Here is a 20,009-nt window from a genome sequence, read left to right as displayed (position 1 = left end):
TCATGCATTCCTCCGGCCGACATTGCGGACCATGAGCGTGGTGGTCAGGCCGAGGCAGAGGGCCAGGGCGAGCGCCAGCGCCGCGTAGACGACGGGGTTCATCGAGAGCCACCCGGCCACGACGAGCCGCAGGTTCCAGACCGAGGGCGCCCGCGTCTCGACGATCCGGACGGCGTCGGGCTCGACCGTGTCGAGGCGGCCGTCGGCCGCGTCGAGGAAGGCGAACCGCCCGCTGATCCGCGACCAGACCTCGGGGTCGACGAGGCAGGCCACGGAGGCCTTGAGCAGGAGCGGGTTCGGGGCGGTGACCAGGGTGGTGGTGTCATCGAACCCGGTGCCCCCGCTCGACAGGGCCTGGGCCAGGATGAGCGAGGCGCGGGGCGGGACGGCGGATCTCCGTTCCGACGCGTCGGCATCGATCCAGGTGCGCGTCTCGCCGAGCAGGCCGCGCACGGTGGCCGAGGCGCGCTCGACGAGGCCGTCGGCCGCCTCGACCAGGGGATGGCGGGCGCGCAGGGTCTCGTCCCACTTCGTCACGAGGTCGCCATCGCTGGCGCGGGCCGTGCCGCCGCGGGCTCCGGATGCGGCGTCCGGAGCGGGGCTGCGGGGCGTCACCGGGCCGGCGACGCGGAAGTTGAGGTCGGGCAGGCTGCAGCGGGCCGGCACGTTGCGGCGCAGGCGGTCGAGGGTCGGGGCCGGCACCGAGCCGGACTGTCCCGCCGGCCGGGCCGTCTCGGCGCGGGCCTCCCAGATCCGGCGGATCTGCTCCGGATCGAGGCCGAGGCCGGTCAGGGTCGCGGGTGCCACGGCGCGCACCGGGGCCACCACCAGGGTCGGTCCCGTGCCGCCCTGCGCCTCGGTGGCGAGCTCGAAGTCGATCACCCGCCCGGCCGCGCTCGCGAGCCGCGCGGCGATCATGGCGCCCGCCGCCACGGTGTCGCGGTCGAGGACGGGCAGGACGAGGCGGGGCCGCTGCCCGCCTTCCAGGAACGGAACGGCGCCGCTGGTCGTCGCTGCGAGGTCCGGGATCCGGGCGGCGCGGGCCAGGTTCGGAACGCTCAGGGTCGTGCGGTCGAGGAACAGGAAGCGCTCGCGCTTCGTCTCCGCGGTGCTCGCCGCGCAGGTGGCGTCGCCGGGGGTCGGCACCTGGGCCGAGATCTCGACGCGATTCAGGCCCGGCCGCCACAGGCCGAGGGGCAGCGGGATGGTGTTGTTCTCGAAGACTTCGCCGCGTGCCTGCGGCAGGGGCACGCTGGCGGCGTTGCGGCCGTTGAGGTCGACGAGGACGCGCGCCTCCGACGACAGGCCGGAGGCGTAGGCGCCCGAGAGGTTCAGGAGCATCTTGCCGTAATCGGCGGGCAGGAAGTCCGGCGGCAGCTGGACGTCGAAGCGCGTCGTCAGCAGCCGCCCGGAGAATTCCCGGGTCGCCACGCCGAGGGACTGCAGCGAGACGCGGTCGCCGCTGTCGAGGGGCGCGCCGCGCAGCAGCGCCGCGGCCTTCAGGCCGCGCGGCGTGCCGTAGGGCTCGGTGCCGCGTGCCAGGGTGGCGATGGCGGATTCGATCTCGTCGTAGCTGGTGCCGCTGACGACGAGGGCCGGGGCACGGTCCTCCCGCGGCGGCAGCATCGCGAGCCGGGGGCCGGTGATCGGACCGATGGTCTCGATATCCGGCGTGCCGCGCAGCTCCGCCGCCGTGCCGACGATGAGGTTGATGCCCGCGCGGCCGGTCATCACCGAGCCGAACTCCACCACCGGGCGGGCGATGCGCCCCACGAGGCCGATCGCCTCGATGGCGTGGAACATCCGCTCCAGGCGGGGCAGGCTCGGCTTGTCGTTGATCACGACGCGGACCGGCAGGGCGCCGCCGTCGTCGGGCTCGAGGGCGGCGAGGTCCTTCAACTCGATCCCGGCGGCGGCGACGGGGGCCACCACGAGGCCGGAGCGCGAGGGATCGATCTGCGTCCAGAGCTCGTAGGTCGCGTCGAGGGAGCAGTCGACCCGGTGGCGCTGGCTCGCCGAGAGGTCGATGGCGTTGTAGCCGAGCTTGAGGCTGCCTTCGGGCAGCTCGAACTCCACCACCTTGACGGCGCCGGGGGCCTGGATGCGGGTGCGGCCGACCACGGTGCCGTTGACGCTGGCGACGAGCTCGGAGGTCTCGGGCGCCACGGAGATGGCCGAGAGGTAGGAGACGCGCAGCCGCGGGCGCCCGCGGCTCTGGGCTTCCGTCACGTAGACCGGGAAGCGCAGGACGTCCTCCTCGCCCTCCAGGCGGAACCCGCCGGTGGTGGCGGGCAGGCGCCGGGCCGGTCCGATCGTCGCCAGGGCGCCGTCCCGGACCGCCGGAGCGGGCGTCGGGGCGACGGAGCCCGCAGGGGCCGCAGAGATTGCCGGCGCCCGCCCGCGGGCGGCCTCTCCCTCCCGGCGCAGGGCATCGCCCGCGGGGGGAACGGAGAAGCGCTCGGCCGGACCGGCCCCGATGAAGCTCTGGGCGCGGGCCTCGGCGGCCCCGCCCGCCAGCGCCAGCGCGAGGAGCCCGCGGGTGATCGTCGTGACACGCATGCGAGCCTCCCTCACGACCGGGCGTGGAGGTCGGCGCCGCGCCCACCGCCGCCCGCCGCACCGCCGAGCAGGCGATCGTTCTCGAATTCCAGCATCAGGCGGACCCAGTCGGTGGTCGGCTCGCCGTCGTTGCTGCGCGCGAAGCTCTGCCGGGCCGGCAGGGGATTGTCGGTCGGGCGCGGCCGGGCGGCCGCGGCCCCGCCGGGGCTGCCGCCGGGCAGGAGCGGCGCCCGGGGCGCGGTGCGCGGAAGGGCGGTGTCGGTGGTGGGGGCGGCGGCCGCCTGCGGGCGCGCCTTGAACAGGTAGCTGAAGGCGCGGAACGGCTCGACCAGGCCCCACCAGATCAGCTGGAGGGTGCCCGAGACGATGTTCTTGTGCCGGCGCCGGCCCTGCTGGAAGCGCAGCAGGGCGCCCGCATCGCCGTACATCAGGCTCGCCAGGCCGGCATAGCCCTGGGCGTCGAGGGGCTGGAAGCGCAGGGTCACCACCACGTCGTCGCCCGCATGGGCGATCGTCCCGACCTCGAAGGGCAGCACGCCGCCGGCGGGGGCGCCGTCGAGGGGCTGCACCGTGAGCTGGCCGGTGCGGTAGGTGCTGCCGGTGCCGAACGGCAGGGCGTCGGCCCCGAACCGGACGGTGCAGCCAACGGCCGAGGCGCGGTCCACGGCGACGTCGAGGGCGCGGCCGCCCAGCATCATCCGTCCCTGCCGGTTGATCGCCAGGGACGGGCTCGCCTCGGTGACGCGGCGCTCGGCCACCACGCCGAGGGCGGCGCCGGCCATGAGGAGGTTGAAGAAGTTCCACAGGCCGACGACGAGCATCAGGTTGGTGACGCCGGGCTCGAACAGGTAGCGGTAGAGAGCGGTGCCGCAGCCGAGCAGCAGCAGGCCGTAGACGGCGAAGAACGGCCAGGCCAGGGCCGAGAGGTGGTCCTGCTCCAGGGTGGTGCCCTTGGCGGTGACGTTGAAGGTCGGCCGACGGGGGGAGACGATGACCGAGGCGATGGCGCGGAACAGGAACAGGCCCTGGACGTACTCGTACAGCTCGGAGACGAAGGGCCAGCGGAACTTTCCGTAGACGTAGTTCTGCATCATCAGGTTGATGACGACGTAGGTCGCCGTATAGGCGATGGACTCATCCACGCTGGCGACGAAGATTTTCAGATCGAAGAAGATGTGCAGCAGCGGCGAGAACATGAAGATCAGCCGCGGCACGGGAAAGAACCAGAACGTCATGCTCGACAGGTAGGCGACCTTCTGGATCGAATGCAGGCCGCGCTTGAACAGCGGGTTCTTCAGGAGAAGGATCTGGAACATGCCCTGGCACCAGCGCGAGCGCTGGCCGATGAAGGCCTCGAGGGTCTCGGGTTGCAGGCCCGCGATCAGCGGCTTGTCGACGTAGATGCTGTTCCAGCCGCGCGAATGAAGCTCGAAGGCGGTCTCGCAATCCTCCGTGATGGTGACGCCCGAGAAGCCGCCCGCCTCGTCGAGGGCGCGCCGGCGCAGGAGGGCGGCCGAACCGCAGAAGAACGAGCCGTTCCACTTGTCGAGGCCGCGCTGCGTCACCGAATAGAACATCTCGTTCTCGGAGGGCATGCGGTCGAAGGTGCGCAGGTTGCGCTCGATCGGGTCGGGATTCAGGAAGGCGTGCGGCGTCTGGACCAGGAACAGGCGCGGGTCCTGGGCGAAGTACCCGATCGTGTCGCGCAGGAACGACCGGAACGGGACGTGGTCGGCATCCAGCACCACGACGATCTCGCCGTGCGAATGCTTGAGGCCGTTGTTGAGGTTGCCCGCCTTGGCGTGCTGGTTGCGGGCCCGGGTGCGGTACTCGACGCCGAGGGAGGCGGCCAGGGCCTGGAGCTCCATGCGCCGGCGCATCGCGCTCTGCGCCTTCACCGGATCGGGGTCGGCGCATTTCTGGTCGGTGCCGCCGTCGTCGAGCAGCCACACCGTCAGCTTGTCGGCGGGGTAGTCGATGAGGCGTGCGGCCGCGAGGGTCACCGAGAGGATGCCCGCATCCTCGTTGTAGCTCGGCACGAAGATGTCGACGGTGGGCAGCGCGTCGAGGGCCTCCGGATCGTCGGCGGCCGCCATCGGAGGGGGGGCGCGCCGGAGCGGATCGGCGTTGATGGTCAGGCTGACGAACAGGATGAAGACGCAGTAGAGCTCGCCCAGCAGGAGCAGGAGGCCGAAGCCGAAGCTGACTGGATCACTGACGGAGGGCAGCGTGTTCGTCACGCGCCAGAACATGTAGCGCAGCACGACGAGGCTTCCCAAGGCCAGGAAGACGAAGCGCGCCGGCTGATTGTCGAAGAACACCCACAGCGCCACCATCGCCACCATGGCGCAGAGGCTCATGATCAGCTGATCCTGCGTGCTGACGGGTTGGCTCAGCAGGACGAGGACCGCAGCGGCCGACGCGATCCAGGCCACCCAACGAAATGCACTTGCCACGACCCTGCCCTTCCGCAATCCGCGTCGCCCGCGTTCCTTCCGGAGCGTCCTGCGCCCACCGGGCCTTCAGGGTAGCGACCTGCGCGGGAACGGGACGGCGCAATACCTGAGAACCACCTGAGCGATTTGCCTGCCAAGAGAATCCGGGCCACGCGTCGCGGGAATTGCGCATTTCAGGGATGGAATGCGCGCAACTGTTGTAAGATGGCACATATGAAAAAATTGAATTGGCGCGCGACGAAACGTTCCTAACAAGACCTGAAGATCCGGTTAGAATGCGGTTCTCGCTTCGACGGTCGAGTAGTATCCGCTGCCCTGAATGCGATCCTTCACGTAGCCGACACCGACGGCCATCTTGATCGGACCAAAGGAAAAGCCTGTCAGGTGTCCGCCGATGCGGTACTGGTTGAAGAAGTTGTCGCCGAGGAACATGGCTTCGGGACCGACATAGACCCCATCGGCGACCATGTAGCCGACCCGGAAGCGTGAATAGTAGGCATTGAACTGGGTCGAGTACGAGCCGTAGGCCGAGACCATCGTGTTCTCGGTCGGCCGGGCATAGAAGTTGGCCGCGAACTTGGCGCCCACGCCGGTTCCGACGACGGGGTTGCCCGGGTCGAGGATCGACAGCTGGTTGCTGCGCACGTTGAACCCGACGAAGCCGGCCAGGGCCGCGTCGCGCCAGATCCATTCGTAGCCGCCCGACAGGGCCCCTTCCTGCTGGTAGCCCGTCACCCGCTGCCCCACCTTCTGGCCGGGATAGCTGTAGGTGCCGGCCACGCCCTCGACGCGCAGGCGGGGACCGCTCTCCAGGAGCGTGCCCTCCGTGGCGATCGTCCCGGTGACGGAGCCGAAGGCGGAACTGTTCGAGGTGACGGCGACCGAAGCGTCGACCGCCACCGTCCAGTTCTCGTCCAGGATCACCGGTTCCGCACCGGTGTACCAGTCCGCGGCGATCGCGGTGTGCGACAGGACGAGGGCCAGGGGCAGGGTCGAGGTGAGAAGGGCGATGCGCGACATCGATGCGGATGATCCGTTCCGGTGAGGCATTCGCGCGCGATGGCATGAAAATCGACGCGTCCGCTCGCGGCAATTCATCGACCTTCGGGGTTAATCAATTCTTAACGCGCTCGCGAAAGCTGGATCTCACAAGTCGACGGACCCACCCATGTGCCCCTAGGCAACACATGTTGTTCGCGCCGAAGACGGGTAATCTCTGTCTTGCTGATTATCGTGAAAATAGAATGAGCAACTGCACAAATATGCGGCGGTTCGATTCAGTCGGCGCAAGGCTACTCTCGCAGCATCGCGTCGTTTGTGGGGCGCGGTTTGTCGGATTTATACAACTGGAACGCGTGACCTGAAGATCCGCAGTGGGCTCGCCGGGCCGAAACGTTGGCAATACGGGTTTGCTGGTCGCTGAAACCGCCGCTCGCGGCGTCGGGACCGCGATCGAGGCGCGTCCGGATTTTTTCGCGCGGATGGCCCTGTGGATTGTTCCGGCGCAGGGGCGACCGGGCCGACGCGGCGGTCCGGATCCGCGTCGCGCGGGCCGATCGAGCCGCGCGGCTTCGGTTCGCCGGGGGATGGCGCGGTCGTTTCGCCGACCCCGTCCCGTCAACCCGCTGCGTGCCGCGGCGGAGGTCCCGGATCGAGCCGGGTCCTGGTCGGAATCCGGTGGACCTTGCCCGGGGCGGCCTCAGGCCGCCTTCGCGGCGGGGTCGTGGGCTGCGCGACGCATCACGGCGGCGAGATCGCCGTACCGGAACGGCTTGTCGATCTGCAGGAAGGCCCGGGCGCTTTCCGGCAGGTGTCCCTGCGGCCCGGCGAGGACGATGCGGATGCCGGGATGGTGCTGGACCACCGTGGCGGCGAGTTGGAGACCGCTCATCACCGGCATGCGCTGGTCGGCGATCATGACGTCGAACCCCTCCGGCGCATCGAGGAGTGCCAGGGCGTGCTCGGCCGAGCCCGCCTGGGTGACGCGGTGACCGAGGTCCGAGAGGGCCTCGGCGAAGCTCTCGCGGACCAGGGTGTCGCTGTCGACGAGCAGGACGTGCAGGCGCGGCTGGACCGTGGCCGCCTCCTCGTGCCCGGTCTCGCCCGGCGCCTCGCCGGCGGGGATCCAGAGCTCGGCCAGGAAGGCGGATTCGCCGCGTCCGTCCGCCACGAGGCGGAACCCGCCTCCGATCCCGCTTAGGAGGTTCGCCACCGCGGCCGTGGAGCGCTCCTCGCCGGGCGGGGTCGCCAGGGGGGTGACTCGCCCGGGTGTGCCGCTGGCCAGCACGAGGCGCACGTAGCGACCCGGCCGCAGGGCGATCCCGTCCTCCTCCGACAGCACCCGCTCGTCGGCGCCGATCGCGAAGCCTTCGGAGCCGAGATCGCGGACATGGAAGGCGAGGTTCAGCAGCACGGCCTCCAGCATGCCCTCGCTGCACAGGGCACGGGCGAGCCCCGGGCGCACGCGGATCTTGATGGGGGCCTGGCTCAGCACGTTGGCGCTGAGGAACGGCGCGAACGCCGTCAGGGCGGTTCCGATCTCGGTCTCCTGGAGGGTGGAATCGTCGCGGCGGACGAACCGGACGAGGCGGCGGGTCAGGCTCGAGCCGCGCTGCGCACCGGCGAGGGCGGCCTCGATCAGGCGCACCTGCTCCGGGTTGAGGCCGTGGCGGCGCTTGAGCGTCCCGAGGTTGCCGCTGATCACGGTGAGCAGGTTGTTGAAGTCGTCTACGATCCCGTCGATGACCTGACGCAGCATGTTCTCACCGCGCCGCTCCGGAGTCTTGACCCCGGCATCCCCCGTCTCGGTGCCGTCCTGCGCCCCGGTGGTCAGGCCCGCCGGAACCTCGCGGCTGAGGGCGTGGAGACGGGCCGCGCCCGGCGCGGAGACCTCCGCGCTGCCGCGGATGAAGCGGACGAGGAGGCGGCGCGCTTCCTGGCCGTCCGTCGATTCCGCCCGGCGCAGGACCACGTCGTGCGGGCCCTCGCCGTCCAGGGCGGCCTGCATGGTGAACCGCATCAGGTCGCGATCCTGCGGCTTGATGCCGTCCGTGAGGTCGGTCAGCGCGACGGCACGGTCGGTGGCGGCGACGCCGGGGGCGGCGGAATCCACCCAGGTCACGTTGCCCGCCTCGGTGTCGATCTCCCAGTAGGTCCAGCCCGACATCGCCTCGAAGGTGCGCAGGCGCTCGCGCACCCGGGCGAGCGCAGTCCGCGCCTCGGCCAGGGCACGGCCGCGGCTGCGCTCGCGGGCGGCGAGGCGCTCGGCGCCCGCGCGGAACTCGGCGATGCGTGACGGAACGCTCTCCTCGCCGTCCGAATCCATGATCTTGGCCAACCGGCGCGTCAGGCGTCCGGTGATGGCGTAGGCGAGGGCGGCCGCCAGCAGGGCGGCGGCGAGCCAGAGCGCGCACAGGCGCGGATCCGGCAGCCCGATCCCGGCGGTGCGCGGCTCGGACGTACGGGCGACCGCGAGCCAGCCCGAGGGGCCGAGGTCGCCGTAGCCGGTGCTCGGCGTGGCGTGCTCGACGTTGCGGGCGGCGCCGTCGCCGGCCTGCGCTCCGCCGTTGCCGGCGAGCGCTCGGCCGTCGGGCGCCAGCACGGTGAGGACCAGGGCCGAATCCGCGGTCGGTCGGGCGCGCAGGATTCCGCTGCGGAGGTCGCCGAGCCAGGTGTCGGCCAGGCGGGCGACGAGGTACTCGGCGTTGCGGGAGCCCGACCCGGCGACGGGAATCGAGACCTCGAAGGGGACGGGATCGCGCGGTGTCGCGGAGGCCGTGACGACGGTCGAGGCCGCGTTGCGCGCGCTGGCGAACCAGGGCTGTCCCGAGACGTCGCGGCCGATCATGTCCTCGCGTCCGGCGGCCCGGATGCGGCCGTTCGCACCGACGAGGAGGATGTCGGCATAGGCCGGGCGCAGATCCGCCCAGGCGCGCAGAACGGCCTGGGGATCCGCGTCCATCAGGCCGGTGCCGGTCTGGCGCAGCGCGACGGCCGCGGTGCGCAGATCCTGCGACACCTCGAAGAGGCTGCGGTCCAGGGCGCCCGCGAAGGCTTCGGAGGTGCGCCGGAGCTGCACGGTGTCCGGCCCGGATCCGCGCGGCGCACCCGTCAGGGCGAGGCTGCTCCAGACCACGACGGCGCTGAGCACGGCGACGGTGCCGGCCTGAAGGGCCGCCACGGACTTGAGAGAAACGCGATCCATTCCCAACATGTCGCTGATCGCTCTGCTGCCTGCATATCCGGAAACACGACACAAGGCGGACGGGTCTCTCGTCGTCTCTGCGGACAAGATGGTTAATTTTCCTTTAACCATCTCGTCGGGGAGGCGCGGGCACAATCGTCGGTCGTGGCTCCGGGATGGGGCGTCCGCCCTCCCGGGAGCGTGCCCCCCTGCCCGCCCGCCAGGCTGCGCGATCGGTGCAGGGAGGGACGGATTCGGGCTCAGCCCTTCACGAAGGCGAGGAGGTCGGCGTTCAGGACCTCGGCATTCACCGTGAGCATGCCGTGCGCATAGCCCGGATAGGTCTTGATCGTCCCGTTCCGCAGCAGCTTGATCGATTTATGCGCCGCGTCGGCGATCGGGACGATCTGGTCGTCCTCGCCGTGCAGGACGAGGGTCGGCACGCCGATGGCCTCGAGATCCGCGGTCTGGTCGGTCTCGGAGAAGGCCTTGATCCCATCGTAATGGGCCTTCGCACTGCCCATCATACCTTGGCGCCACCAGTTCTGGACCACTCCGGGCATCACCGTCGCGCCGTCGCGGTTGAAGCCGTAGAAGGGGCCACTGGCGACGTCGAGGAAGAACTGGGCGCGATTCCCGGCGGTCGCCGCGCGGAATCCGTCGAAGACGTCGCGCGGCAGCCCGTCCGGATTGGCGTCGGTCTTCAGCATCAGGGGCGGCACCGCCGAGACGAGCACCGCCTTGGCGACGCGCCCGGCCGGCTCACCGTGCCGCGCGACGTAGCGGGCGACCTCGCCGCCGCCGGTGGAATGACCGATATGCACGGCGTTGCGCAGATCCAGAGCCTCGACCACCGCGAAGGCGTCGGCGGCGTAATGGTCCATGTCGTGGCCGCTGCCGATCTGGGCAGAGCGGCCGTGGCCGCGCCGGTCGTGCGCGACGACGCGGTAGCCGTGCTGCAGGAAGAACAGCATCTGCGCGTCCCAGTCGTCGGACGAGAGCGGCCAGCCGTGGTGAAACATGATCGGCTGGGCGTCCGCGGGACCCCAATCCTTGAAGAAGATTTCGACGCCGTCCTTCGTGGTGACATAGGTCATGGTGATAGCCCCGATCTGAGAAAGAGGGCGATCTTAGCAGTGGCGTGCGGATCGAATCCACGCGCACCGGGAATCGGCGCGAATGGATTCGGGGCGATTGCTTGCGCGGCTCGGCGGCGCATCGAGCCGCGCCTCTGCCCGGATGATACCGGCACCTGGGCGCCGCCGTATCCATAGGAATGGCGGCGGCGTTCTCCCGGAACTCAGTGGCGGCGTGCGAGGGCACGCTCCCCCGGAAGGGCCGCGGTGATCGCCCCGCCAAACTGCCGGGGCGCGTTCTTACCCATCGGGATAGAGGATTTTGGAAGCGCCAAGCTCCACGCCGGCGAGACTAGGACAGCGTGCTCACGCCGCCGCATCGATCGACGGCGTGGCGGCGGACATCTGCGGCCGGCGGTCGACGATGCCAGCAGGATTTCGGAGCTTGGCGGGCAAGGTCCCATGCCGAGGTCGGCGCGTTGCGGACCTTCAAGGCGTTCGGACAGCAATGAAAACATTTCTCGACGAGCGCATACGGCTCATCAGAGGTGCGGCGGACGATGCGCTCAGGTTCCCGCCCGGGCGCATCGTCGCGTCAGCCCGTCACGTCACCGGCCGAAGACCGGTGCGAACGGAGCCGGATCAGTAGCCGTATCCGTAGGCCGGGTAGCCATAGCCGCCGCCGTAGCCATAGGCGGGTGCGTAGCCGTAGCCGCCGCCGTAATAGCCAACCGGCCGTCCGTACCCGTAGCCATAGCCGCCGTAGCTGTTCGCGACGATGGCACCGGCCGCGAGGCCCGCGATGCCAAGGCCGATGGCCGCGCCGGGACCGATGCCGCGACGATAGCCGTAGCCGCGGCCGTAACCGCCATAGCCACGGTAGCCGCCATAGCCGCCCCGGAAGCTGACGCCGCGATAGCCGCCACCGTAACCGTGACCATAACCGCCGTGGCCATAACCGCCGCCGTAGCCCCAGCCGCGCGCTTCGGCGGGCGCCGACGCCAGCAGGCCGAGCCCAAGCAGGGCCGTCGATGCAAGTGCGAGCTTGCGCATGCGATCTCTCCTATCGTGTGGGATGTAGCCTCATAACAGCCTCGCCCTCCGCGTGTTCCGAGCCAAACTATGGTTCAACACGTCACAGGGGCGGTCACCCTGCCCAACGAGGCAGGCATCGTCACCCATAGCGGTCGCAGATCCTGGATTTCCACGGCAGCCCGCGATCGATCGCGGGGGTTCAGGGATCGAACGAGGCCCGGAGCACCGCCCTGCTCCGAAGTCTCCGGCGGCTTCAGGAGCTCGCCAACATGCTCGTGGATTGAAACACCACGAAGACCAGCGTGACGAGGGCCGCCGCCGCCGCCAGATACGTGACCGATTTCATGAACTTGGACATCGATTGGAAGGCTCCGTCTGGACATTCTCGTGGACGCGCGGCCATTGCCCGCGCCCTTCGCAGGCTGAGGGTCCGCTGCGCGCGGCCGGGGTTCGGGAACCGGGGCCGCGCGCAGCGCGACGCGGGCCGACTCAGGTCGGCAGGCGGCCGTCGGGCGAGTAGCGGTCGATGGCCGACGGCAGCTCGCGCGACAGCCGGGAGAGGAGCGCGCTGCGGCTCAGGCCGGTCTGCTGGGTGAGATGGTCGAGGGTGTCCGACCCGATCGCGCGCTCGAGATCCGCTTCGGGGAGGTCGCGGTTGGGACCGTGGTTGACCCAGGACGTCGCCGCCTCGCCGTGACCGCCCTTGGTGAAGTGGTCGACGAGTTCGCTCAGACCGCTGGCGATCAGGCCGCCGACGCCCGCCGTCCCGACGCCGCCGAGGAGGCCGGTCAGGCTGCCGAGGCCGCCACCGCCGCCGGGCGTGCCGGTCGCCGACGTGTTCGGGATCGGTGGGGCCGTGCCGTGCGTCGGGGCGGTCTCGTGGCCCTTCAGCAACTCGGCGAGCTTGTCGCGGTTCTGGTAGCCGGCCACGGCCAGCAGGCCCAGCAGCGCGGTCATCGAGGGGTAGCCCTTGCTCATCGTCCGTCTCCGTTCGTCGTGGTGGAAGGAATCCGGGCAGGCACCTGCCCGGGATCTCGTCGTCAGCCTGCGGCAGCGGCCTCCGTCGATGTCGTGCGCCCGGCCAGGTCGCTCGATTCGGCGGCGTATTGGCTGGCGGCGATGGTTCGTTTGACCGTCGAGCGGGCCGCATCGATGGCGATGGCGGCCGCCGACATGGTGCGGGCCTCGGTCGGGCGTTCGAGGGCGTGCTTGGCAATGTCGCCGGCGAGGTCGTCGATCTCGCGGGCGAGCTGCTCCAGGCGCGGTGCGTCGGCGCTGTCCTGGGCCTCCTGTCGGATCTCGAGCAAGCGGTCGGTGGCCTCCTCGATGCGCTCGCGGCGCAGGCGCGACAGGCGCTGCCCGACCCAGGCGAGGGCCGAACCGATGCCGCCGCCGAGGAAGGCGACGAGGTAGATCCAGGTCTCGTAGCGCTCGACGAAACCCTGCTGCTCGCGCTCGAAGAAGTCCACGGCGCCGGGATGGATGGGCAGCCGCGCGCTCGTCGCGCCCGCCGTGCTGTCGTAGCTCGGGGCCTGCACGTAGTCGGCGGCCGGGGTCACGTTGGCCATCCCGCTGCGCATCTCGAACAGGTGCTGGGTCACGTCGGCGGCGACCGGGCGGGAGAGGCTGGTGCGGGCCATCAGGCGATAGGAGGCTCCCACGGTGTGGACGTCCTCGGCCGGCACCTTGGGACTGCCGCCGAAGGTCTCGGCCGGCATGGTCACGGCCTGGAGGCGCGGCAGGCGGGCGATGATGGCGTCGGCGTTCTCCACGTCGACGAAGGCGACCTTCCCGGTCCGGCTGACCCCCTGGACGATGCCGACGATGCGCTGGGCCGTGGGCGAGGTCGGTGCGATCACCGAGACCACCGCGTCGATCCGCTTGCGGGTGAAGGCGCCGGCGAGGTCCGCCTCCGTCATCTCCACCAGTGCCACGTGGCGCGGCGGGATGGGGCCGTCGGGCTCCTTATCGAGGAGGGTGAGGCCGTAATGCTCGACCATGGCCTTGATCAGGGCTTGGTCGGCGTCGCGGTGGGCCAGGATGGCGAGGCGCTTGCGGTCGAGCTGCGGGAACCGGGTCAGCCCGGAGCCCTCCGGCGAGGCGATGATCATCGCCTGATCGCGCAGGATCGCCAGGGTCAGGCCGTTGTCGGGCAGGTCGACGTCGGGACGCACCACGGCGAGGTCGGCTCGTCCCTCCTGCAGGGCGGCGGCGCTGTCGCGCACGTCGTCCAGGGCCAGGACCTTGAGCCGGATCTCCTTGTGGCGCTTGGCGAGGGCGTCGGCATAGGCCTGGATCAGGGCCGGCTCGGTCCCGTCACGGGGCGCCACCGCGACCGTCAGCACCGTGGCGCGGGAGACCCAGTAGGCCGCCCCGGCCGCGAGGCCGAGGAGGACGGTGAGCAGCAGGAACACGAGTTCCGGACGCAGGAGGAGCCTGGCGAACTTCATCGATGATCGTTCGCTCCCTCCCGCCGCGCCCCGCGACCCGGTCATGCGATCCGCTACGGGCAGGAATGCCGCGCGCCGTCGGCGCCGAGGTAGGTCCCGCTGGTCGCGTCGTAGGAGCGGAAACGGCGGGCGCAGGCGGCCACGGCCTCGGCCGGGATGCCGCGCGGGGTGGCCTGGGCCTGCGAATTCGCGATGGCGCCGCCGATGATCGCGCCGGCGGCGAGGCCGGCCACGCCGGCCACGCCGGCCCCCGGGCCGCGCCGATATCCGTAGCCGCGCCGATAGCCGCGTCCCCCGCGCCAGCCGTGGCGATGGCCGAACCGGCGATACTGCACGTAGTCCGTGGGCAACGTGCCCCGCAGGAGGGCCGTGACCGCGCCTTGGCCGGTCGGGGCGGCCGTGGCCGGCAGGCTCAGCAGCGATGCGGCCAGGGCGGCAGCGAGGGGCAGCTTCATGGGGAATCCTCGTTCTGGTGGCGAGCCCGGGGTCGTCCCCCGGAGCTCGATCAGGCTCAGCCCCGGCGGCGCGGCGCTGGGGCGGCACGGCCGCCGAAGCGGCGGCCGGCATAGGCGATGAGCTTGGGCAGCAGGAACGCTGTGAGGAGCTTGCGGATCATGATGTCTCTCCGAAATCGGACGTATCAGCGACGGGGCCGGGCGAGCCAGCCGACGGCGAAGGCCACCGCCGCCAGGCCGAGCAGGGCCGAAGCGCGGTTGTCGTCGGCGTAGCGCGCCGCCCGGCGGCCATAGGCCGTGCCGCGCGTGCGGGCGTGGCGAGCCAGGTCGCGCCCTTCCTCAATCAGGTGCCCGGCCCGGTCGCGGCCTTCCTCGATCAGATGACCTGCGCGGTCCCGGGCTTCGTGGGCGAGGTCGCGCCCGTCCTCGGCCCAGTCCTCCGCCCGGTCCCGGGCCCGACCGTAGGCGTATTGCGCACCGCCGGCCACCTGGTTGACGGCCCCGCGGACCTGGCCGGCGGGATCGCCGGTGACGCCGCCGAGGGCGGTCTGAGCCCGGCCCTTGAGGTGGCGCGTGGCGCCACGGAACTCGTCGCGATTCATGGGATGTCTCCTGGATTGGCGTGGGATTGGGGGGGCGGGCCCGGAGGACCGGCACCCGTGGCGTCAGCGCTTGCCGGTCAGCTTGTCGACCAGCGAGGCGGCGCCCTCCTTGGCCTCGCCGAGGGTGCGCTGGGCCTCGCCCTTGAGTTCCTGGGCCTTGCCCTCGACCACGAGCCGGTCGTTGCCCGTGACCTTGCCGGCGGCCTGCTTGACGTTGCCGGCCGCCGCGTTGGCGAGACCCTTCAGCTTGTCGGTGGTGCTGCTCATGCGAGGATCTCCTGCGGTTCTGGGAACCGGCCGGTCAGGCCAGCCCCTCTCCGTTCAGGCGCGGCGGGCGTCGTATCCGGCCACGAGGGTGTGGGGCTTGGGGGCGCCGAGGCGGCCGCCGAGGAAGCCGGCGAGCGCGCCGAGGATCAGCGCCAGCGCGCCGTAGAAGGCGCCCTGGGTGGCCGCCGACTTGGTGGCCAGGGCGGCGGCCTCGGCCTTCTGCTTGGCGCTGGCCACGGCCGCGTCGTACTGCTTGCGGTAATCTTGGATCTGCGCCTTGGCCTGGTCGGCCGGGATGCCCTGCGCCTTGGCCAGCGCGTCGGCCGCGCGGGTCTCGGCCTCGGCCTTCTGGGCCGGATCACCGGTGAACAGCGCCCGGATGGCGGCCACGGCCGCGTCCTTGGCCGCCTGCGGGTCCTGGCCGGCCGCCTGCTGGCGCACCGTCTGCTCGATGCCGTCCAGCGGGTTGGTGATCTTCGACAGGGAGGGGGCGGCCGCCTGGGTGGCCGTCTGCACCGTGCCGCCCACCAGCGAGCCGGCGCCGCCCAGCGTGCTGGTCACGCCCGAGAAGGCGCCCCCGATCAGGCCGCCGGCCGCCGAGGTCAGGAGGTAGAGCACCACCAGGGTGGTCACCGCCCAGGAGACCAGCCCGTGCAGGCCGGCCGCGCCCGCGACGGGCTTGCCTGAGAGGCGCCCGGCGATGAGGCCGCCGGCGAGCGCGGCGACCACGCCCGAGGCCACGAACCAGAGGCCGGCGCCCAGCGAGAGGGTGGAGGCGGCCGGGTTGTCGGCGGCGCTGGCGCCGACGCTGGACAGGCCCACGCCCACGCCGACCATGTTGAGGATGACCTGGCTCACCAGGGCGGTGACCGCACCGGCGAAGATCGCGCCCCACGACACCTGATGGAGCAGGACCGTGCGGACGTCGGATGAGGCGGCGGGAGTCGAGGTCGCGAGAAGGGGAGAGGTGGACACGTAGAGGTACTCCGGATCGTCGGTCGTCCGAGAAGCTCGGTCGTTCGAGGGGTCAGTCGGGGTGGAAGTCCAGGCTCCGGCCGCGCTGCGGACGCGCAGGCGGCCGGACGCGTTGCGTGGTTCCGCTCAGTCGCGGCCGTGAATGAGCAGGCCGAGGCCGTAGCCGAGAAGGCCGGCCACGAGCAGGGCGGCGATCGGGTGCTCGGCGACCTGGTTGCTGACCTCACGGCCGCCCTCGCGCAGGTACCGCCCACCGTTCTCGTAGGCGTCCTCGGCACGGTCGTAGGCCTCGTCGGCGGCGTGGCGCACGGCGCGCTCGGCCCGTTCGTAGGTGTCGCTGGCCGCGCCCCGCGCGCGGCGGGCGCGGTCCTCGACCTCGCCCGACCCGGTCAGTTTGCCCGCCGCGTCACGGACCTGGCCGCCGATCTCGCGCGCCGTTTCGGCGACGTGGCCGGCGGCCTCGCGCACACCGTCCTTGGCCTGGCCGTAGAGGGTCTCGGCCGCCCCTTGCGCCTCGCGCGCCCGGCCCTCGAGCGAGTCCCGCTTCGAGCCGGTGAGGTCGCCGACAGCGCCCTGGACCTTGCCGCCGAGTTCCTGGGCTGCGCCCGTAATCCGATTGGTATCGACCATGATCCTGTCCTTGTTCGTCGTGGTTGGTGACGGGTGTGCGTCGATGCCCGACGCGTGGGTGTAGGGTGTGACTTGGGGGGAGTTGCTTCGCTCGATGACGGGGGGCGTGAGCGGGGGTGCGGACACCCCTACGGCTTGGCCGGCCTGACCACCTTGGCCGACCTGGCGGCCCCGCCGGCCTTCGGCGTCCCGGCCTCATCCTCCGATTTGGTGGCGGACGTGCCCTCGGCCTCGCTGCGGCCCTCGGCCTCGACCCGGCCGTCACCGGTCAGCTTGCCGATGGCTTCCTTGACCGAGCCCTTGATCGCCTGGGCGGAGGTGGGCGGCTTGGTGGCGGTCATTGTGGCCCTCTCGCGTGGAGCAGGTGCCGGACCGGACGAGTCCAGTCGCGGCAGGCAAAGGTCGGGCGGCGGGGTACTCCGCCCAAGGCCCGTTGTTCGAGAAATGGTCCCTGGTCGCGCCCCATCAATGATGCAGACGTACCAGTAAACTGATTTTTTTACCCTGATGGCGCGGTCGGGAAGCCGTTGTTGCGGCCCCACACGATCGCCTCGGAGCGCTTGTGCACGTCGAGCTTGCGGTACAGCGCCGCCGCGTGGTTGCGGACCGTGTTCTTGGACAGGCCGAGACGCCGGGCGATGACCTCGTCGGAGAGTCCGGCGCAGATCAGGTCGAGGATCTGGCGCTCGCGCACCGTCATGTTGGGTGAGACCGCATCCTGGTGCCCGGCACCCGGCTGGCGCAGGTGGGCCAGCTTCTCGATCAGCCCCCGGCTGAACCAGGAGGTGTCGGCCATCACCGCCTCGATGGCCTCGAACAGCTCGCGCTCGCTGCGCTTGCGCTCGGTGATGTCCTGCAGGACGAGGAGCGCGAAGGACTCCGCGCCGATCTCCACCCGCTCGGCCGAGACCAGGCAGTCGAGGCTGCTCCCGTCCTCGTGACGCAGGCAGACCTCCAGGCCCAGCACGTAGCCGGTCCGGGCCAGGGCCGTCTCGAACCGATCGCGCTGGGGCTGCGAGACCCACAGATCGAGATCGGCCGGCGTGCGGCCGGTCACCGTCTCGGCGCCGAAGCCGAAGACCCTCGTGAAGGCCTCGTTGACGCCGGTGATCGCCAGCCCGTCGGCGCGGGCGAGCAGGGTGGGCACGGGGGTGAGCCGGAACGCCTTGGCGAAGCGCTCCTCGCTCTGGCGCAGCGCCGTCTCGGCCTTCCGGCGCAGTTCCAGGTCGGCAAAGGTGAAGAGCATGCAGGGCTCGTCGCCGAGCTCCATCGGCTGACCCGCCACGATGACGAAGCGTGTGCCGCCGTCGGGCAGGTCGAGGCAGGCCTCCATCTGCGGGATGGTCCCGCCCTCGTTCAACCGCGAGATCGCCAGGTCGCGGCTGCGGGCATTGGCCAGGACGTCGACCTCGTAGACGCTGCGGCCGATGACGGCGTCGCGCGTGTAGCCGGTCATTTCCAGGAAACCGAGGTTCACCTTCACGAAGCGCAGGTCCGCGAGCCGGCAGATCACCGCCGGGGCCGGGTTGGCGTTGAAGGTGGCCTCGAAGCGCGCCTCGGCCTCGAACTGGTCCGAGACGTCCTTGAGGATGAGGGCGAGGCAGCTCGGCTGGCCGTCGCGGTCGGTGGCGACCAGGCTGCGCAGGGAATGCACGAAGTCGGTGTCGGGCCGGTCGGTGCGCGTGACCTCCACGATGACGTCGTGGAAGCGTTCCCCGGCCACCACACGCTCGATCGGGTATTGGTTGGGGGCGTGGTTGTTGCGGTAGCGCAGGGAGAAGCGAGCCCGGTAGGCATCCACCGTCCCCCCGAGCTCCTCCAACGTCTCGGCCCCGTGCATCTCCAGCGCGGCGGCGTTGGCATAGGCGATGGTCTGGTCCGGCTCGACGAGGATCACGCCCTCGCTCAAGCCCGCCACGATCTGCCGGAGTTCATGCCTGTCGACGCCGAGTGTCACCGGGGCTCCCGTGGCGCGTCGCGCCGCTTGCAAAGTCCAGCTCGTAACAAGTGCGTGGGAGGCCGGTTCCGCGTCCGATAAGCGATTGTCTGGTATATCTGGATCATTGACGTGAATGTGATTGCCCAATCACAAGCCTTCGGGTGACCTCGCTCGTGGAGGGTCGCGCAAGTCATCGCCTGATCGAGACAAGAGGGCACTCATCCGTGCAGTCAGACCTCAAAGTGTTCAGCTCCTCTTCGGATGACGTGGAAGCGCAGCGCCGGATTCCGGATTGGATCGGCCGTCGACTGAACGAGATCTTTCCGTTTCCCGATGGCGTCGAGGAGCAATCCAGGCTCGGCCAGGTGCTGGTCCGGCTCGGGACCGCCTTGTCGGCGGCGCAGGCCGACGGGCAGGTGCCCGACTCGTTCCGGGCCGACCTGATCGCCGCCGTTCCGCGCCTGCGCCGGTACGCCTTCTCCCAGTGCGGGAACGCGGCCGAGGCGGACGACCTGGTCCAGACCACCCTGATGCGCGCCTGGGAGAACCGGTCGCGGTTCGAACCGGGGACGCGGCTGATCGCCTGGCTGTTCACGATCCTGCGCCATGCCTTCCTCAACCAGCGCAAGCGGCTTCGCCGCGAGGTCGAGGATGTCGACGGGGCCTTCGCGGCCACCCTGCGCCTGGAGCCCGAGCAGGAGCATCGGATCGGCCTGATCCAGCTTCAGGCCGCCCTGAACGGCCTGACGCCGGAGCACCGCGAGACGCTGCTCCTCGTGATGGTCGACGGCCTGCTCTACGACGAGGCCGCCGCCGTCCTGGGCTGCCAGACCGGCACCGTGAAGAGCCGGGTCAGCCGTGCTCGCGAGCGTCTGGTCAAGGCCATGGGGAACGCGTGATCCCGCCGGACGCGGCCTCGCCGCCCTTCGACCCGGACCCCATCGGCGCATGGGTCCGGGCGGCCCTCGACAGCTATCTGCGCGAGCGCGCACCCGACCAGCGCGAGGCCTTCTGGAAGGCCGTCGCCCTCGGCTACGGCGGGATCTCGACGAGCCCGCCCGCCCCGCGCCCCGCGAGGTCCCCCGCCCCCGACGGCGTGGCGCCCGTTGCCGGTCAGGCCTGAGACCGCAGGCCGAATCTGCCGCCGCGACGGGTCCCGCACCCCGCACCGGGTCCCGGACACCGGCATGTGTCCCGACAATGGAGTGCAGCCTTTGTCCGCGCTCGCGGCGCGCTGAACCATGGGTATGGCAAAGGTAATGGCGCAATTCTGTGTACTGACGCCGAAGTGATCCGCCACGCGAAGATTTCGGATAAAAGATCGACGCACTGGTACAGCTGCATCATTGCTCTAGGCAATCGGGTTCACCAATCTTGGTCGT

17 protein-coding genes are annotated in these 20,009 nt (G+C 70.8%); 2 read left to right on the top strand and 15 right to left on the bottom strand.

Annotated features, from left to right (window positions below; all coding sequences use genetic code 11):
* From AC0IWM_RS21375 to AC0IWM_RS21305, 15 genes are all read right to left on the bottom strand, one after another.
* Window positions 1–2,559 carry a cellulose biosynthesis cyclic di-GMP-binding regulatory protein BcsB gene (locus tag AC0IWM_RS21375; protein WP_471758327.1) on the bottom strand — a complete coding sequence of 853 codons (2,559 nt, stop codon included), beginning with the start codon at window positions 2,557–2,559 and terminating at the stop codon, window positions 1–3.
* A gap of 11 nt (window positions 2,560–2,570) precedes the next feature.
* Window positions 2,571–5,015 carry a UDP-forming cellulose synthase catalytic subunit gene (gene bcsA, locus AC0IWM_RS21370; protein WP_471758325.1) on the bottom strand — a complete coding sequence of 815 codons (2,445 nt, stop codon included), beginning with the start codon at window positions 5,013–5,015 and terminating at the stop codon, window positions 2,571–2,573.
* 270 nt (window positions 5,016–5,285) lie between these two features.
* Window positions 5,286–6,035 carry a cellulose biosynthesis protein BcsS gene (gene bcsS, locus AC0IWM_RS21365; RefSeq protein WP_056473010.1) on the bottom strand — a complete coding sequence of 250 codons (750 nt, stop codon included), beginning with the start codon at window positions 6,033–6,035 and terminating at the stop codon, window positions 5,286–5,288.
* A gap of 679 nt (window positions 6,036–6,714) precedes the next feature.
* Window positions 6,715–9,219 (bottom strand): response regulator, encoded by a 2,505-nt coding sequence (locus AC0IWM_RS21360; protein ID WP_471758323.1) that lies wholly within the window; start codon window positions 9,217–9,219, stop codon window positions 6,715–6,717.
* A 239-nt stretch (window positions 9,220–9,458) separates the two neighbouring features.
* Entirely contained in the window at window positions 9,459–10,295 is an 837-nt protein-coding gene (locus AC0IWM_RS21355; protein WP_471758321.1) for an alpha/beta fold hydrolase, read from the bottom strand.
* Window positions 10,296–10,916: 621 nt separating this feature from the next.
* A complete protein-coding gene (locus AC0IWM_RS21350) occupies window positions 10,917–11,327 on the bottom strand; it encodes a hypothetical protein (RefSeq protein WP_471758319.1) in 411 nt (136 codons plus the stop codon).
* A gap of 471 nt (window positions 11,328–11,798) precedes the next feature.
* A complete protein-coding gene (locus AC0IWM_RS21345; RefSeq protein ID WP_471758317.1) occupies window positions 11,799–12,287 on the bottom strand; it encodes a YidB family protein in 489 nt (162 codons plus the stop codon).
* Between the two features lie 62 nt (window positions 12,288–12,349).
* A complete protein-coding gene (locus AC0IWM_RS21340) occupies window positions 12,350–13,759 on the bottom strand; it encodes a TAXI family TRAP transporter solute-binding subunit (RefSeq protein ID WP_471758315.1) in 1,410 nt (469 codons plus the stop codon).
* 53 nt (window positions 13,760–13,812) lie between these two features.
* On the bottom strand, window positions 13,813–14,214 hold the full coding sequence (locus tag AC0IWM_RS21335; protein ID WP_471758313.1) for a BA14K family protein: 402 nt from the start codon (window positions 14,212–14,214) through the stop codon (window positions 13,813–13,815).
* A gap of 185 nt (window positions 14,215–14,399) precedes the next feature.
* Window positions 14,400–14,816 carry a CsbD family protein gene (locus tag AC0IWM_RS21330; RefSeq protein ID WP_471758311.1) on the bottom strand — a complete coding sequence of 139 codons (417 nt, stop codon included), beginning with the start codon at window positions 14,814–14,816 and terminating at the stop codon, window positions 14,400–14,402.
* A gap of 63 nt (window positions 14,817–14,879) precedes the next feature.
* Entirely contained in the window at window positions 14,880–15,083 is a 204-nt protein-coding gene (locus AC0IWM_RS21325) for a CsbD family protein (protein WP_471758309.1), read from the bottom strand.
* A gap of 54 nt (window positions 15,084–15,137) precedes the next feature.
* On the bottom strand, window positions 15,138–16,058 hold the full coding sequence (locus AC0IWM_RS21320) for a PhnA-like protein (protein WP_471758307.1): 921 nt from the start codon (window positions 16,056–16,058) through the stop codon (window positions 15,138–15,140).
* Between the two features lie 126 nt (window positions 16,059–16,184).
* Window positions 16,185–16,688, bottom strand: a complete 504-nt coding sequence (locus AC0IWM_RS21315) for a CsbD family protein (RefSeq protein WP_471758305.1) — start codon at window positions 16,686–16,688, stop codon at window positions 16,185–16,187.
* A 128-nt stretch (window positions 16,689–16,816) separates the two neighbouring features.
* Entirely contained in the window at window positions 16,817–17,029 is a 213-nt protein-coding gene (locus tag AC0IWM_RS21310) for a CsbD family protein (protein ID WP_471758303.1), read from the bottom strand.
* Window positions 17,030–17,187: 158 nt separating this feature from the next.
* Window positions 17,188–18,645 (bottom strand): helix-turn-helix transcriptional regulator, encoded by a 1,458-nt coding sequence (locus tag AC0IWM_RS21305; RefSeq protein ID WP_471758301.1) that lies wholly within the window; start codon window positions 18,643–18,645, stop codon window positions 17,188–17,190.
* Between the two features lie 248 nt (window positions 18,646–18,893).
* Between AC0IWM_RS21305 and AC0IWM_RS21300 the strand changes: the two genes are divergently transcribed.
* Together AC0IWM_RS21300 and AC0IWM_RS21295 are read left to right on the top strand one after the other, a co-directional pair.
* Entirely contained in the window at window positions 18,894–19,526 is a 633-nt protein-coding gene (locus AC0IWM_RS21300) for a sigma-70 family RNA polymerase sigma factor (RefSeq protein ID WP_471758299.1), read from the top strand.
* Entirely contained in the window at window positions 19,523–19,750 is a 228-nt protein-coding gene (locus AC0IWM_RS21295; protein ID WP_471758297.1) for a hypothetical protein, read from the top strand. Before AC0IWM_RS21300 ends, AC0IWM_RS21295 begins: the two co-directional genes overlap by 4 nt.
* Window positions 19,751–20,009: the final 259 nt, after the last annotated feature.

The sequence above is a fragment of the Methylobacterium sp. AC433 genome (genome assembly GCF_979253015.1).
This window is presented reverse-complemented; position numbering and strand designations above follow the sequence as displayed.